Source organism: Chryseobacterium sp. WG23, from assembly GCF_024586575.1.
Taxonomy (GTDB): Bacteria; Bacteroidota; Bacteroidia; order Flavobacteriales; family Weeksellaceae; genus Chryseobacterium.
The window spans coordinates 37,537-53,262 of the sequence record NZ_JALCZE010000019.1; the positions used below are offsets into that span (position 1 = coordinate 37,537).

Sequence of the window (15,726 nt, forward strand, 5' to 3'; positions counted from 1 at the left end):
CTAACGATTAAAATTTACAAATCATGGCAGAAAGAAATTCAAGAGGAATTTTAAAATTCAACGGTGGCGAAGGACAAAAATTATTAAAAATGAACTACAGTGTATCCAGAGCTACTGATGTATCCGGACGTGTAGCATCAGATCCTTCTAACGCATTAATTAAAGTAACAGTAGAAGCAACTGAAAAGTCTGATATCCTTGAAAGTTTATTGAACGGAAAGTATAAGCCTACTAAAGGAGAAATTACATTCAACAAATCTCACGAAGAAGGAACATTAATTACTTTGAACTGGGAAAACGGATATGTAATTCAACACGAAGTAGACTTCGATGCAGTAGACAGCAACAGTATGTTGATCAGTTTCGTAGTAAGTGCTGAAATAATCGACTACGGTACTTCTCAGTATGCAGGATTATGGCCAGGTAAATAAGCCATAAACCAAACAAAAATAATACAGAACAGTGTACTCTTGAGTATGCTGTTTTGCTTTTTATAACAGTATACGGTTTTTTTTAAACTGGGGATAGCTTAGACCTGTCACAATTTTTCCAAGTAAAAAAATGAACCTTGCAGATCATCTGTTTTTTAGCATAAAGCTTTATTCTAAAACATTATTTCATTTTAATTAGTGTAATAATACTCAACCTGTTTAAACTAATTAAAAATTGAGTCACAAAAACTGAGTGAAATGCTATAAACACTTTAGTTTATTTTAAGTTTAAACTGATTGAAAATAAAAAGTACACTTAAGCAAAAAATCTTTGATTTTCTTTAAAATTACGTGAGATTATTTTCACAACTTTATTAATGCATAAAGCTGATACCTCAGATAACTAAAGTGTTGTAAATCTTATGTGACTTTATGATTTCTGTGCGAGATAAGAGATAGAAGCCAATACCAACAGCTTTTATTGTAAATTTTAAAAACGGAGACCAAAAACTCACATCCCGCATCCCGAACCTCACAACTCATATCTCGAATTTTGCTCCTATTTTCATATATTTGTTCATTATAGACAATATGGACGCAACACAAGATAAAAGGCTATTTCTCATCGATGCTTATGCGATGATTTTCAGAGGATATTACGCACTGATCAGAAATCCGAGACTCACGAGCAAAGGTTTGGATACTTCTGCCATCTTCGGTTTTACAAATTCTTTGATTGAATTGATCAGAAGAGAAAAACCAAGCCATCTGGCCGTAGTTTTTGATGTAGGAAGAGCAAGTGTAAGAACTGATGATTTTGCAGATTATAAAGCTAACAGAAGTGAAACTCCTGAAGCAATCAAAATTGCTGTTCCATACATTCACAGGATTTTGGAGGCGATGCATATTCCTATTTTGGGAGTAGAAGGCTATGAAGCGGATGACGTGATAGGAACTATTGCCTGCAAAGCAGAAAAAGAAGGCTATACCACCTTTATGGTAACACCGGATAAAGATTTTGCACAGCTGGTTACTGATCATATTAAAATTTATAAGCCGGGTTTAAAAGGGGGAGATATAGAAATTCTGGGAGTAGAAGAAGTAAAGGCAAAATATGAAATTGAAGATCCCAAGCAGGTTATCGATTTCCTTGCTATGATGGGAGATGCTGTAGATAATATCCCGGGACTGGAAGGTGTTGGAGAAAAAACAGCAATGAAGTTCCTGAAAGAATTCGGAAATATCGAAACTTTATTGGCAAACACTGATAAACTGAAGGGAAAATTAAAAGAAAAGGTAGAAGCTTCTGCAGAGCGGGGAATTTTGTCTAAAAAGCTGGCTACTATTATTTGTAATGCTCCTGTAGAATTCCATCAGGAACAATATGACCTGGAGACTCCGGATTTTGAAAAAGTAAAGGAGGTTTTTGAAGAAATTGAGTTCCGAAGACTCTATGAAAACCTGTACAGAGCTTTTGCGCCTGCAGCAACAGAAACAGTAGTGGTAAGCGAAATTGAAGTAAAACAAACTCCGGCAGGTACTGAAGTAAAAGGACAGGTCATGCAGCTTGACCTTTTTGCTAATTTCGAAGAACTGGATCAGGCAACCTCCACGAAATCCACCATTGAGCAGAATGACCACCTTTATCAGTTTGTAGATAATCCAAAAGCCCAAAAGGCACTGGTTAATAATTTATTGAAACAACAGGCCGTTTGCTTTGATACAGAGACCACGTCATTAAATGAACTGGAAGCAGAACTGGTAGGAATGAGTTTCTCTTATAAAAAAGGTCTGGCTTATTATATTCCTTTGTCTGAAGATAAAGGAGAAGTCTTGCAAACACTGGAGATTTTCAGACCGTTTTTTGAAAAAGAAGATCTGCTGAAAATTGCTCACAACTTAAAGTTTGATTATAAAATATTAAAACAATACGACATCACCGTTAAAGGGGCTATGTTCGATACCATGATTGCCCATTACCTGCTGAATCCGGATGGAAGGCATGGTATGGATTATCTTTCAGAAGTGTATCTGAACTATAAACCAGTTTCTATTGAAACCATTATCGGAAAAAAAGGTAAAAATCAGGGAACTTTCAGAGATGCTGATCTTAGGACACAAACAGATTACGCTGCAGAAGATGCAGATGTTACCTTCCAGCTGTATGAGCTGTTTGCTCCACAGCTGAAAAAAGAAAATTTAGAAGAGCTTTTCTATACGATTGAAATGCCTCTGATGGAAGTTCTCGCGAAAATGGAACTTTCCGGAATTTCTTTGGATGAAAAGTGGCTGGCACAGGAAAGTATTGATCTTGAAAATGACCTGAAGCAGCTGGAAAGCGCCATCTTTAAACTTTCAGGAGAAGAATTCAATATGAATTCACCTAAACAGCTCGGGGAAATTCTTTTTGAGAAAATGCAGCTTGACCCTAAAGCTAAAAAAACAAAAACAGGACAGTATGCTACCTCAGAAGATGTACTTCAAAAGCTGGTTTCAAAACATGAAATCATCAAGCATATCCTGGAATACAGAACCTATCAGAAATTAAAATCCACTTATGTAGACGCTCTTCCTTCACAGATTGAGAAAGAAGATAACAGGGTACATACCAATTTTTCACAGACTACAGCCGCTACAGGCCGTCTGGCAAGTGTGAATCCTAACCTTCAGAATATTCCGATCCGAACATTAAGAGGCCAGCAGATTCGTGGAGCTTTTGTTTCCGGAGAAGGGAAGAAAATCATCTCTGCCGATTATTCACAGATTGAACTTCGTCTTATTGCCGAGATTTCCGGAGAAGATAATATGATCAAAGCTTTCCAGGACGGAGAAGATATTCACGCTTCTACAGCAGCTAAGCTATTTAAAATTCCATTGGAGGAAGTGTCTAAAGTACAGAGAAGCCAGGCAAAAACGGTAAACTTTGGAATCATTTACGGACAGGGAGCTTTTGCTTTGGCAGAACAGACCGGATTGTCCCGTACGGAAGCTAAGCAGATGATAGAAGCCTATTTTGAGACCTATCCAAAACTGAAGAAGTATATGGCAGAACAGGTGAATAAAGCACGTGAAATGGGATATGTAGAAACTATTCTGGGGCGAAAACGCCATTTAAAAGATATCAATTCCAACAATTTTGTTGTAAGAGGACATGCAGAAAGAAATGCCGTTAATGCTCCGGTTCAGGGAAGCGCAGCAGACATTGTAAAAATTGCGATGATCAAAATAGACAGAGAACTTGAAGAACAGCAGTTAAAAACAAAGATGCTCCTTCAGGTACATGACGAATTGGTATTTGAAACCCCTGCAGATGAAGTAGAAGCGGCTTCAAAATTGATAAAAAAAGAAATGGAGAATGCCTTAAAAACACAGGTTCCTTTACTGGTAGAAATTGGAGTAGGAGACAACTGGCTGGAAGCGCATTAAAAGAAGGACAGTATACTTTTAAAATCAGCTACATCATATAAACTTCCGCCTATAAAAGCGGGAGTTTTTGTTTCAGATATCTTCTGAGTCTGTTTATTTCATAGAATTATAGGTTTTTACAATAATATCCTTTGGCGATGCATCCTCAAATAAAAACCTTTCTTTAGCTACCTGAAAATTTTTAGATGCCGAGGGCATGTTTTCCTCCATCGTATTTACTGTTTCTTCTATTACTTTACCCTTCATAGGCTCATAATATAACCCGGAATGAGAACCTGCACCCATATTATAGGTTTCAATAGAAGTGAGAACAAGATCTCCATTAAAATATTTGAATTGACTGAAGAGGTTTCCATTGGGACCTATATCATATAGATTGATATTTAATATTCCTTTATCGATACTGATATCCTCCGTGTTATATATTCTATAACCGGCTTCATTATACTCTTCAGGAAAAACAGTATCAGAGGCTTTATCCAGTCGATAGGTTTTATCGGGATTTTTTAAAAGGATCAGCATCTTTCTGCGGTCCAGGGTATCCGTTTTCTTTCTCAGAACCAAAGCGATATCTGTAAGGCCGTCCAGGTTGAGGTCACCTTCAGTTTCATATTGAACTTCATATGTATTGGAAACAAAATCCGAGGGCTGTTTTCCTGTTGTTGAAAATTTCTGGTGAGCCAATGTATGAGATTGTACTGAATCGGTTTTAACTGTAGGAGAGGCAGAATTCTTTTTGTTATCCACCGCTTCCTTATTTTTATCACAAGAAAGAAGAATGAAAAAAAACAAGGTAAGAATAGGAATAAGGTTTTTCAAGGTATCATTTTTTATAAACTAAATCTAACTTTTATTTCTTTATAATGCAGCAATAAAATGCATAAACATCCAAGGCTGAGAACGGGTAAAACCGAAAGATCTATTGTATAATAAAATTCCGAGCTAAAGTCATAGGTACTCCACGAAGACTCTCTGTCCACAAAAATGCTGTAGTTCCAGAATATCCACAGACTTATTAATAATAGAAACTCAATAGCTACCTTAATGAAAATCTTTTTTACAAAGGAAAATAAAAGGAAAATAGCCGATAAGAATACACTCGTAACAGCAGACATGTAAATAGTATCTTCAAAGAGACTGCATTCCAGACAACTACTTGAGGTATGGTCGGAAAACTGTCCCACAGACCAGTAAATCTGCAGACTGGTTATTGCGAAAATAAGAGCTATAGAAATAGAAAGTCTCTGTAAAAAAGGAAATAATCTTGGGGCTTTAGAAGAAGCTGTACTTTTCAAAATAAGATGTTTATGAGTCGGATGGCTTTAAGGATGAGAATTTTTCTTCACAGTGTTAATCTCTTTCTGCATTCTGTCTTCCCACCCTTTGCCGTTTCTCCGGTCAAGATAGGGATATACTATTTCTGAATATTTTTCCTGGCCTGTGGTTTCAAAGCCGTCAATCACACAACCGGTATTGATATATCTTACTCCATACCTTTTCCGAATACTGTCAATTTTATTGAGCGTTGCAGGGTCATGTAATAATAATGGAAACCCTCCGCCAAATTGTATAGTAACCTGATCATTTTTAATATCCTGGGCAGCCTGTTGGGAATACCTATTTTCTATTGCTGAGACTTTTCTTTGTTTTTCTACCCATCCGTTGATTGATAAATAAATAAAAAATGCCAGAACCGGAAAATTGACCATCGGAAAGATCCTTAAAAATTTAGTTTTGAAACTTAAACCTTTAATATCCAAGCTGCTTATCAGATAAGAAACCAAAGCTGTAACACTTAGTATTACAGCCAGGTATTCTAATCTGCATTCTTTACTACTATAGATGAGGTTAAACACCATCGGATAATTCTCTACATAATATTCAAAAATATACACCGCTATAATGAGCAGAATCAAGATGATATTAATAAGTATGAATTTCCTGTTCATAAGAAATGATGTGAAAACCTATGTTGTAATTTAAACGTCAAACTCAATCTCACCAATATAATACAGCTTGTTGTCATCCTGCTCTACAGAAACAGGGTTAGGAATCACAAATCTGCTGGCAAAGATAATGGCGTTGACCGGAGTATCGAGGCTAAGCTCATTGAGTTTGCTTTCCAGTACAGGAAGCCATTGGTCTGCATACGAATACTCTGAAAACTTTTCATAAATTCCCAGATTTTCATTCTCAAAACCATACTCTATAAAATCGTCATCAAACCATTTTATATTCTGTGATTCTGCAAATTTTGAAACATATTGGTCATCAGTTTCTTCTTCTATATAAAAATTTTCATCCTCTTCTACAAAGTCATAAAAGTCTTCCTCATTTTTAAAATATCCCAGCCAGAAGTGAGAAGTTTCCTTATCCATAAATTATTTTTTTTGTATTGTAAATTTATTCTAATCTTTTTAATTGTCCACTTTTGTCAATTGCTTTTTCCAATCTTGAAAGCCTTGTCTTTTCCTGTTTTGCACTCATAATCCAATGGATGATTACCCTTTTATAAGAAGGAGGCTGGGCTTCAAAAAAATTCCAGGCAGTTGTATGAGCCATAAACTGGTCTTTATAAACTGGAGCCAGCAGTATATTCTCCTTTTCATGAGAATAAATACCGGATTTTTCTTCTTTTCTAAGTGCAAATGCCTGTTGACCTGAAGGGGTCATAAGGCCTGCCTTTGAAAGCTCTTCTACCTTTTTGATATTAATAAGACTCCAGATACTCCCGGATTTTCTTGGGGTAAACCGTATAGAATACCTTTCGTGGTCTATGGATTTTCTTACACCATCTATCCAGCCAAAACACAAAGCCTGATCTACAGATTCAGACCAGCTCATAGAAGGTTTCCCACTTCCGGTTTTATAGAATCCTGCTAACAGCTCTTTTTCTTCTGTATGGTGTTTTTCCAACCATTCTCTGAATTCTTCTTTTGTAGCAAAAAAAGTAGCTTCCATACTATAATTGGCTTCCTATTGAGACTGTAATATTACAAAAGTTTTCCGTTAAAAAGGAATTTTTAATATCCGGATAAAGTCTGAATTCAAAAATAGTTCCGTAAATTTTTTTGTCGTAATTTTATTCTACACTTAATTTTTTTTAAATGGAATTTCTTCAGGACCATTATACCGTTAAAAACGAACTTATACTGATTTTTATTTCAGTTATCCTTGGATTGCTGATTGGTGCTGAACGTGAATACCGTAATAAGTCGGCTGGCCTTCGTACATTTATTTTAGTCTGTTTTGGTTCCTGTCTATTCACCATTCTTTCTATTAAAATAGGAGTTGCCAATCCGGACCGCCTTGCAGCCAATATTATTACAGGAATTGGGTTTCTGGGAGCCGGGGTTATTTTTAAAGGCGATAACAAGATCGATGGGATCACCACTGCCACCACAATTTGGGCTACAGCCTCAATAGGAATGGCGGTAGGATCAGGATATGTTTATTTTTCCCTGTTAGGAACAGTGCTTGTTCTCTTGATTTTGAGTTCTCTTACCTATCTTCAGACCTTTATAGACAATTATCATAAGATCAGGGAGTATAAAATATCAGTAGCAGGTTCGGAAGATGTGAAACATTGTGAGGCTATTTTTAAAGAACATCACCTGCAATATATGATGATCAAACAGCAGTATACACAAGGGAATTTATCCGTTACCTGGAGACTTACAGGAAAAAATAACCATCATGAAGAAGTCATCAGTTGCCTGATGGATGATGAGAAAATCATAGCCTATCAGTTTTAATATAAAGCAAAAAAATAAAGGCCTGAGCCTTTATTTTTTCTTGAAGACATATAGATCTTTATTGGGACCGTCAATTTCTTTTCCGTCCATATCCAGCTGGATAAGTATGTTTTCTCCAACCTTATATTTATAGTTGGCTGTTTTACCTTTCAGTGTAATGATGCTTCCTGTGGTATCCCATTCAAAAGATCCTTTATCCTGACTCTTTGAATTTCTTTCAAGATACTCCTCATTGATAATAAATGTTTTGTCGTTATTCAATGTTAAAGAAGTCTTGATACCAGGGCAGTCAGCACACGGAACAACAGCCTCATAAGTACCATTCCAATCCAATGCATTTTCAGAAGTGTCACCCGCAGCAGTAGGAGTGGCCTTTGAAATACTGTCTGTAGGAGTAGGTTGCACACTGGTAGAATCTGTTGTAGAACCTATTGTTTCAGTTGTTGTATCTTTTTTAGAACAAGAAGCAAGAAATAAAGCAGCCCCGATTCCCAGGATAAACATTTTGTTTTTCATCATAATAATTATTTAAATATTGTTAATTTTAAACTGACTGGCATCGAACAAAAACCAAGCCATATCAGGTGGGAGAGTTTGAGGGTTTGAGAGTGGGAGAGTAGATGAATGGTCAATTTGCTTCGCCTGTGAATTTTTACGGAAACTACATTCACTATTTACTTTGCGGAGCAAAAAATTCGCTATTGATAAAATTACAGTGTGAATGGGTAATGGTCAATGGTCAATTTGCTTCGCTTGTGAATTTTTACGGATACTACATTCACTATTTACTTTGCGGAGCAAAAAATTCACTATTGATATGGTCATATTCAATACCTCAGTTCTATCTCAATTTCAAAAGTCTGTCATCTGAAATTTACTATCTCCATTCTCTAAAAATATCCATTCCAACTTTACACCCGTTTTATGAAGCCTGTTCGTATTTTTCTTCGTAAATTCGGGCAAAATTATGATTATGACAAAAAAGATACTTTTATCCGTATTTCTTTTGCCGGCTGCAATGGCATTTGCACAACAATATGGAGGAATGTGGATTCCTACAGAACTGAATGAGAAGGAAATGAAGGATTTGGGAATGAAGATTTCTGCCAAAGACATTTTCAACCCTCAGAAGCCGAGTATTAAAGATGCAGTAGTACAGTTTAACGGTGGATGTACCGCAGAAATTATTTCGCCTAAAGGACTGTTGCTTACCAATCACCACTGTGGTTATGGGCAGATTCAGGCACATTCTACAGTTCAGAACGACCTGCTTTCAAATGGTTTCTGGGCTAAAAATATGACTGGTGAATTACCTAATCCAGGAGTAAAAGTAGACTTTATTGTAGATATAAAAGAAGTGACATACCAGGTGTTGGAGGGTACAGATAACCTTACAGAACCTGAGCTTACTAAAAAGATCAATAACAATATTGAGGTTTACAAAAACTCTCAGAAAACTGAATCATACCAATCGATCTTAGTAAAGCCAATGTACTATGGAAACAAGTATTACGCTTATACCATCGAGACCTATAAAGATATCCGTCTTGTAGGAGCTCCACCACAAAGTATAGGAAAATTCGGTAGCGATACAGATAACTGGGTTTGGCCAAGACATACCGGAGATTTCTCAATGTTCAGAATCTATGCAGACAAAAACAATAAGCCTGCGGAGTTTTCAAAAGATAACGTTCCTTATGTTCCCAAACATTATTTACCGGTTTCTATAAAAGACAAAAACGAAAATGACTTCACTTTTGTATTCGGATTCCCAGGGAAAACTACAGAATATCTTCCTGCAGTAGCTGTAGAGAAGATCATGAAGGATATTGATCCTGCAAGAATTGCTGTACGTGATGTGGCTTTAAAAACATTGGACGAAAAAATGCGTGTCGATAGTGAAACACGTATCAAATATGCTTCAAAATATGCATCAGTAGCCAATTATTGGAAAAAATGGATCGGTGAGGTAGAAGGATTGAAAAAATCCAATGCAGTAGAAAAGAAAGTAATGTATGAAGGTTCTCTTGTCGCTAAAAACCCTGAGATCAAGTCTACTTTAGATCAATTGAATAAATTTTACAATGATCAGGCTCCTTACGCATTAAACAACGCTTATTATACAGAAGTTGTAAAAAATGCTGAAACATTGAAGCTTGCAGGTGACTATTATGACTTTATAACTGCTGTAGAAGCAGGGAGAATGGATGAAAAGGAACTTGCAAAATTAAAAACAAAATTATCCTCTTTCTATAAAGACTACAGTGCAGAACTGGATTCTAAAGTAACGGCTAAATTATTGGCTTTATATGCCAATAAAACAGCACCCCAGTTTTTGCCGGCAGGATTTAATAAATTTAAAGACGAAAATGCAAACATCCCTGTAGTGGAAGAGATGTCTAAAAGCTCTATCATCACAGGAAGAACAGCAGTAAACGGGGCTGCCCTGACTGCTGATATTGAAAAAGGATTCTCTAATCAGGATAAGCTGATTAAAATGTTGAAGAAAGATCCTGTTTATCAATTGTACGTTTCTATGAGAGAAACTTACATGAAAACTGCTGATCCGCAATATACTTCACTTCAGGCCAAGATTGATGCTTTGCAGAAGAAGTTTATGGCACAACAAATGGAAACAGATAAAGACAGAAAATTCTTTCCGGATGCCAATTCTACCCTTCGTGTAACATACGGAAAAGTAAAAGGCTCTGCACCAAGAGATGCTGTTTCTTACGGATATCAGACTCACTTAGCCGGAGTAATAGAAAAGTATGTGCCGGGAGATTATGAATTTGATGTTCCTAAAAAACTGATCGATCTTTATAATAAGAAAGATTTTGGAGCCTATAAAGATAAGACCGGAGATGTTCCTGTTGGATTTACTGCAACAAACCATACTACCGGAGGAAATTCTGGAAGCCCTGCGCTGGATGCTAACGGAAATTTAGTAGGCCTTAACTTTGACAGGCAATGGGAGGGTACAATGAGTGATATCAATTATGATCCCCGTTTCAGCAGAAACATCATGGTGGATACAAAATATATCCTGTTCATCATTGAAAAATTTGCCGATTCAAAATGGCTTGTTGATGAAATGAAAGTAATCAAATAAAGAATAATGATAAGAACCTATTTAATCAAAAATTAAATAGGTTTTTTTATTTGATAAAGATATCGTAATCTTTAATGCGTAAGGGAAATTTAAGATTTTATGTATAGGTTAATTCTATGGATAAAGTGAATTGCAATATATTATATCTATGTAATTTTAAATAAAAATCTTATGAATAAGAGCGATAATAAACTTAAAATGTGTGCTGAATGTGGTACACAATATCCGGAAAGTTATACGGATAATGCCTGTATTATATGTGAAGATGAAAGACAGGCAGTACCCCAAAGTGGGCAATCCTGGATCAGCCACGAGAAACTTTTAGAAGAGCACAGTGTCAAAATAAAAAAAATCAATAATAACCTGTATGAGTTTGTGGTAAACCCTCGGTTTTCTATTGGTCAGCGTGCTCTTTTTGTGATTTCAGAAGATGGAAATATATTGTGGGATTGTATCCCATTACTGGATGAAGGAGTGGTAGAATTTATTAAATCAAAAGGAGGATTAAAAGCGATTGCAATTTCTCACCCTCACTATTATTCAATTATGAAAATGTGGGCAGAAACTTTTAACAGTAAAATCTATATCCATGAAAAAGATAAAGAATGGGTGGTGAATGGTGGAAGATTGGTAGAATACTGGACAGGAGATCATATGAAGCTTTGGAATCAGCTAACACTTCATAATATAGGTGGACATTTTGATGGAAGTTCGATCCTGGAAATTCCCTGGATGAGTGAAAAAGGAACGCTTTTAATTGGAGATACGATGTATTTATCCCCATCCATGAAGCATTTTGCGACCATGAGAAGCTATCCGAACAGAATTCCTCTCCCGCAGAATGAAATTAAAAGAATTGAAAAACGATTTGAAGAGCTCAGCTTTGATACAGTTTACGGTTTCTATTCCTATCAAAATGTAGAAAATAATGCCAAAGAAATTGTGAAAGATTCTTTTGCTAAATATCAATAAAAAAGAACGGAGATATTTCCGTTCTTTTTTATTAAATATAGAAGATGTATTAATGTCCAAAAATATCCTGTAAACTTACTTCTGTAAAAGTTCCCATTTTACTTACGGCTTCCATATTAAGGTTTTCTTTTTTACCGATAATAGCCGTATTAAAATGTACAGGTTTGATCTCTGCCTGATAAAACTCTTTGAGGTCTTCAAACTTCAGCACCTGAATCTGCTCATAGATGTCTTTTCTGAAATCGTGAGTAATATTCAGTTTTTTCAGTCTTAATGTATTGAAAAATATATTAGTCCTTGTAACCCTTGTTGAAGCGATTTGTTTTAAAGCGGCATTCTTTGAATTTTCAAACTGAGAGGGAACTTCCGGAAGCTCACTCATCAAATCATTCATCGTATCTACAGCAATCATCAGTTTATCCGGCTGAGTACCAATATAAGTGGTAATATAATCAGGATGGTTCAGTTCTGAATGGGCACTGTAAGAAACATAAGCAGAATAGGCAAGACTCTTGCTTTCACGGATTTCCTGGAAAACAATGGAGGATAATCCTCTTCCAAAATACTCATTGAAGACATTTACTTTCCCAAAATTGGATGGATTGACAGGATTTCCCTTTCCTGCTTTGCTCATTTCCATCTGAACCATGTCATAATTAATGAAAAATACGTTTCCTCCTGTATTGGGTTCTGGATAAAGCTTCGGTGCCGGAATCTGAAGACTTTCAGCTTCTATATACTTTCCAATATATCCTTTAAAGTTTTCAAAATCTTTTCCATAGAAAAAAATTTCATATGGATATTTGAATAGATTCTTCATTCGGTCAGTAAAAACTTCTGCTTTACTGCTTTCAAGCTCCTCCTTGGAAATAATATCCAAAAACCGGGAAGTACTACCCAGTTTGGTGTAGGTGGTTAAGGCGGTCATAATTCGGTTTTTATCCTTCTTTACAGCCTCACGGTTTTCCAGGATAGTATCCACAAATTGAGTATAAATCTCCTGATCCGGTTTTACTTCATACATCCAGTGCTGCAAAAGGCTGATCCCTTTTTCAATATTTTCCTCCAGTCCGCTTAACGTGACCAGTAGCTGATTATTGGTCGTCTTAAAATCATTACTGACCCCTATTTTAAAGAATTCTTTCTTTAAATCTTCAGGAGAAAACCTATGAGTTCCCACATATTGCAGAAATTGAGTTGAAGTTCCCAAATCTCTGTCATTATCACTTCCGAAAGGGAAAATGAAATGTACCTGGGCGATATCATTATGCTTATTTTTAACAAAGCTTAGCTTTTTATCCCGAACGTGATCTGTAGCAATTTCTTTTTGGTAGTCGATAAATTCAGGTTTAATATCTTCAGGCTGGTCAGCCAAAATCTCTTGTAAAAATTCAGATTGGGCATCACGGTTGATTTTAACAGGAGTAATGCCTGGATTTTCTACCCGTACCAATTTATCATTAACCCCTTTTTCTTTATAAACAACAACATAATTGTTTTTGAAGAATGCCTGGGCAAAATGTATCACATCTTCCTTGGTGAAACTGGAATATTCATCCATTTCATTAAGTTCCTGTTCCCAGGTTCTTCCCTTTATATAGGTGTCATAAAGAGTCGTGGCCAGGCCTTCTGCCGTTTCAAGGCCCTTCATTCTTTGAAGTTTGAAATCATTAATAATAGCAGGAAGCATCCAATCAGGGAAATCTCCCTTTTTGATCAGTTCAATTTCTTCCAGCACCATTTCCTTCGCTTCATCCAACGTCTGTGTTTCCTTGGGAACAGCTACAATAGAAAAATAGCCATATTGTTTTAATCCTACAGAAAAAGCCTGTGCCCACAACATTTTTTGAGTCTGATTAATATGGAGGTCCAATAAACCGGCCTCCCCTCTGTTGCTAAGGATGTTGGCTACAATATCAGCAAGCATGGCTTCCCTTGTACCATAGCTATCCGTTCTCCAGGCCAGCTGAACCCTTGGAGTAGTGGGGCTTTTTACCGTTTTCGTAACAACCTCAGTGATGGGCTTTTCAATAACCGGAGTTTTCTCAGGAAGCTCTCTGTAAGGAATAGCCCCAAAATACTGATCAATTAATTGGATTGTTTCTTCAAAATCAAAATCTCCAACCAATACCATTGCATAATTATTAGGAACATAATATTCATCAAAATATTTATGAATAGCTTCCATAGAAGGGTTTTTTAAATGTTCCGGCTTACCTAGGGTAGTTTGCTGCCCGTTAGGATGGGTGGGAAACAAAGCATCCATCAGTTCATAGTTCACCAGTCTGGAATCATTATCCTGGGCTCTGTTGAATTCTTCGTATACAGATTCCAGCTCCGTATGGAAAAGGCGTAATACGATTTCAGAAAACCTTTCCTTCTCTATTTTCAGCCATTTTTCAAGCTCGTTGTTGGGAATATTATTCTTATAAACCGTTTCATCAAACCAGGTATGGGCGTTGGTTCCGCTAGCACCCAAAGACGAAATAGCTTTGTCATACTCATTGGCGATAGCATATTGACTGGCTTCCTGAGAGATCTGATCTATTTTTTTATAGATTTCCTTCTTTTTTTCAGGATCCTGCTCTGCTTTATGGGCTTCATAAAGTGCTGAAATCTGATCAATAAGTTTCTTTTCTTTTTCCCAGTCCTGAGTTCCTATCTTAGAAGTACCTTTAAACATCATATGTTCAAGGTAGTGGGCCAATCCCGTATTGTCTGCCGGATCATTATTGCTTCCCGTTCTTACCGGAATGAAAGTCTGAATTCTTGGTGCATCAAAATTTTGGGCAAGGAAAACCTTTAAACCATTCTTCAGCATGTAGACTCTTACCTTATTTTCATCGTGGGTTACTGTAGTATATTCGTAGTGGTTCATATCTGTATGAACTGTTTCCGTATATTTCTTGTCAATCATAGATAAACTCATTTCATCCTTTAAATTCAGAATGTACTACAAATGTAAGCAATCAAAAAAAATGTTTCCCCTTTTTTATGACTATTACATCTATTATGATCGTTGAAAAAGTGAATAAGAGTAAAGCATATAGCCAATATAAGTATACAGCAGGGGATAACACACCATATATATCAATAAACTATTATATAATATATATAACTTCATTTCACTCCCAACCCCTCCACCTTTCATTCTCAGACTCAAACCTCTCCAACTCTCAGACTCTCCAACCCTCCAACTCTCCAACCCTCCAACTCTCGAACTCTCAAACTCTCGAACTCTCGAACTCAAGAGGAGCTTTTTCCCGCTATCCACTCATACTCCTCGCGCCATGGCTCCCTGCGCTGTATCCCTCCATTTTCCAAGCTATGCTGCGGGGTACCCGTTACTATCGGGGCTAGGGTAGGAGTGATACATTACAAAAGAAACCTGATAAAAAGGTAGTAAGTGAACGGTCAATGGTCAATAGCCAATAGTGAATGATCAATAGCCATCCGCCAGTAGCCATCCGCCAATAATAAACCCATTCTTTCCGAAACACCTGTTCAATAGGGATGGGCTTTAGCCCGCCCACATAAAACAACCCCCATCCATTGGCTTTAGCCAAAACCAAATCCAGGACCTTCAGATAAGACAACCCGATCATATAAATAATATATAGTAAAAGAACAATACCATATATATGGAATAACTTCCATCACCTATCACCTATCACCTATCACTCACAACTCATAACTCATAACTCATAACTCCTCAAACATTTGTTTAAAACTTTTCACCTTACCTTCCAGCGTGTTAAGATAAAAAATGAACGTAATATGAATTTAGTGTTACATAAACTTGTTTGGTATAGGTAAGTTGGCTTACCTTTGCCGCACTGAAAAACGAAAGAGACTCAGTAAGCGCAGAAGAGCTTTTAGATAAGCATAAAACGGTATACTCGAAAAGAAAATAAGTCTAAAAAAAGGCTTCAAAATTTTTAGAAATAAAAGTTGCGGAAGTAAAAAAGATTTGTATCTTTGCAGTCCCAATACGGGAGCGCAGGAGTATAGAAGATTAAGGGTTATAGAA

Annotated in this window: 13 protein-coding genes; 5 read left to right on the plus strand and 8 right to left on the minus strand. The window is 36.5% G+C overall.

All coding sequences use genetic code 11. From position 1 onward, the window contains the following. The first annotated feature begins 23 nt into the window (after positions 1 to 23). A complete protein-coding gene (tssD, locus tag MP477_RS22425) occupies positions 24 to 431 on the plus strand; it encodes a type VI secretion system tube protein TssD (protein ID WP_257192245.1) in 408 nt (135 codons plus the stop codon). 591 nt (positions 432 to 1,022) lie between these two features. Further along, positions 1,023 to 3,857, plus strand: coding sequence for a DNA polymerase I (gene polA, locus MP477_RS22430; RefSeq protein WP_257192246.1), 2,835 nt, complete (start codon positions 1,023 to 1,025; stop codon positions 3,855 to 3,857). A gap of 93 nt (positions 3,858 to 3,950) precedes the next feature. Here polA and MP477_RS22435 read toward each other — a convergent pair whose 3' ends face one another. From MP477_RS22435 to MP477_RS22455, 5 genes are read right to left on the minus strand one after another with little or no spacing between them, the layout of a single operon-like run. Next, complete coding sequence (locus MP477_RS22435) at positions 3,951 to 4,676, minus strand: hypothetical protein (protein WP_257192247.1); 726 nt, start codon at positions 4,674 to 4,676, stop codon at positions 3,951 to 3,953. Between the two features lie 11 nt (positions 4,677 to 4,687). Further along, positions 4,688 to 5,152 carry a hypothetical protein gene (locus MP477_RS22440; protein ID WP_257192248.1) on the minus strand — a complete coding sequence of 155 codons (465 nt, stop codon included), beginning with the start codon at positions 5,150 to 5,152 and terminating at the stop codon, positions 4,688 to 4,690. A gap of 27 nt (positions 5,153 to 5,179) precedes the next feature. Further along, the gene (locus MP477_RS22445; RefSeq protein WP_257192249.1) at positions 5,180 to 5,806 is read right to left on the minus strand and encodes a hypothetical protein; all 627 of its coding nucleotides are present in this window, start codon (positions 5,804 to 5,806) and stop codon (positions 5,180 to 5,182) included. Positions 5,807 to 5,836: 30 nt separating this feature from the next. Further along, the gene (locus MP477_RS22450; protein WP_230040859.1) at positions 5,837 to 6,235 is read right to left on the minus strand and encodes an immunity 22 family protein; all 399 of its coding nucleotides are present in this window, start codon (positions 6,233 to 6,235) and stop codon (positions 5,837 to 5,839) included. Between the two features lie 25 nt (positions 6,236 to 6,260). Further along, complete coding sequence (locus MP477_RS22455; RefSeq protein ID WP_230040858.1) at positions 6,261 to 6,818, minus strand: YdeI family protein; 558 nt, start codon at positions 6,816 to 6,818, stop codon at positions 6,261 to 6,263. Between the two features lie 146 nt (positions 6,819 to 6,964). Here MP477_RS22455 and MP477_RS22460 point away from each other — a divergent pair, with 146 nt between their 5' ends. Then, positions 6,965 to 7,612: an MgtC/SapB family protein gene (locus MP477_RS22460; RefSeq protein WP_230040857.1), complete on the plus strand. Its 648-nt coding sequence runs from the start codon at positions 6,965 to 6,967 to the stop codon at positions 7,610 to 7,612. 30 nt (positions 7,613 to 7,642) lie between these two features. Here the strand turns inward: MP477_RS22460 and MP477_RS22465 are convergent, their stop codons facing one another. Further along, on the minus strand, positions 7,643 to 8,131 hold the full coding sequence (locus tag MP477_RS22465) for a copper resistance protein NlpE (protein WP_257192250.1): 489 nt from the start codon (positions 8,129 to 8,131) through the stop codon (positions 7,643 to 7,645). Between the two features lie 454 nt (positions 8,132 to 8,585). Between MP477_RS22465 and MP477_RS22470 the strand changes: the two genes are divergently transcribed. Then, positions 8,586 to 10,724: a S46 family peptidase gene (locus tag MP477_RS22470; protein ID WP_257192251.1), complete on the plus strand. Its 2,139-nt coding sequence runs from the start codon at positions 8,586 to 8,588 to the stop codon at positions 10,722 to 10,724. A 171-nt stretch (positions 10,725 to 10,895) separates the two neighbouring features. Continuing rightward, positions 10,896 to 11,696: a hypothetical protein gene (locus MP477_RS22475; protein WP_257192252.1), complete on the plus strand. Its 801-nt coding sequence runs from the start codon at positions 10,896 to 10,898 to the stop codon at positions 11,694 to 11,696. A gap of 49 nt (positions 11,697 to 11,745) precedes the next feature. On the opposite strand, the gene MP477_RS22480 is transcribed toward MP477_RS22475, so the two are convergent. Together MP477_RS22480 and MP477_RS22485 are read right to left on the minus strand one after the other, a co-directional pair. Next, a complete protein-coding gene (locus tag MP477_RS22480; RefSeq protein ID WP_257192253.1) occupies positions 11,746 to 14,613 on the minus strand; it encodes a pitrilysin family protein in 2,868 nt (955 codons plus the stop codon). A gap of 439 nt (positions 14,614 to 15,052) precedes the next feature. Beyond that, positions 15,053 to 15,301, minus strand: coding sequence for a hypothetical protein (locus MP477_RS22485; RefSeq protein ID WP_257192254.1), 249 nt, complete (start codon positions 15,299 to 15,301; stop codon positions 15,053 to 15,055). Positions 15,302 to 15,726 lie beyond the last annotated feature (425 nt).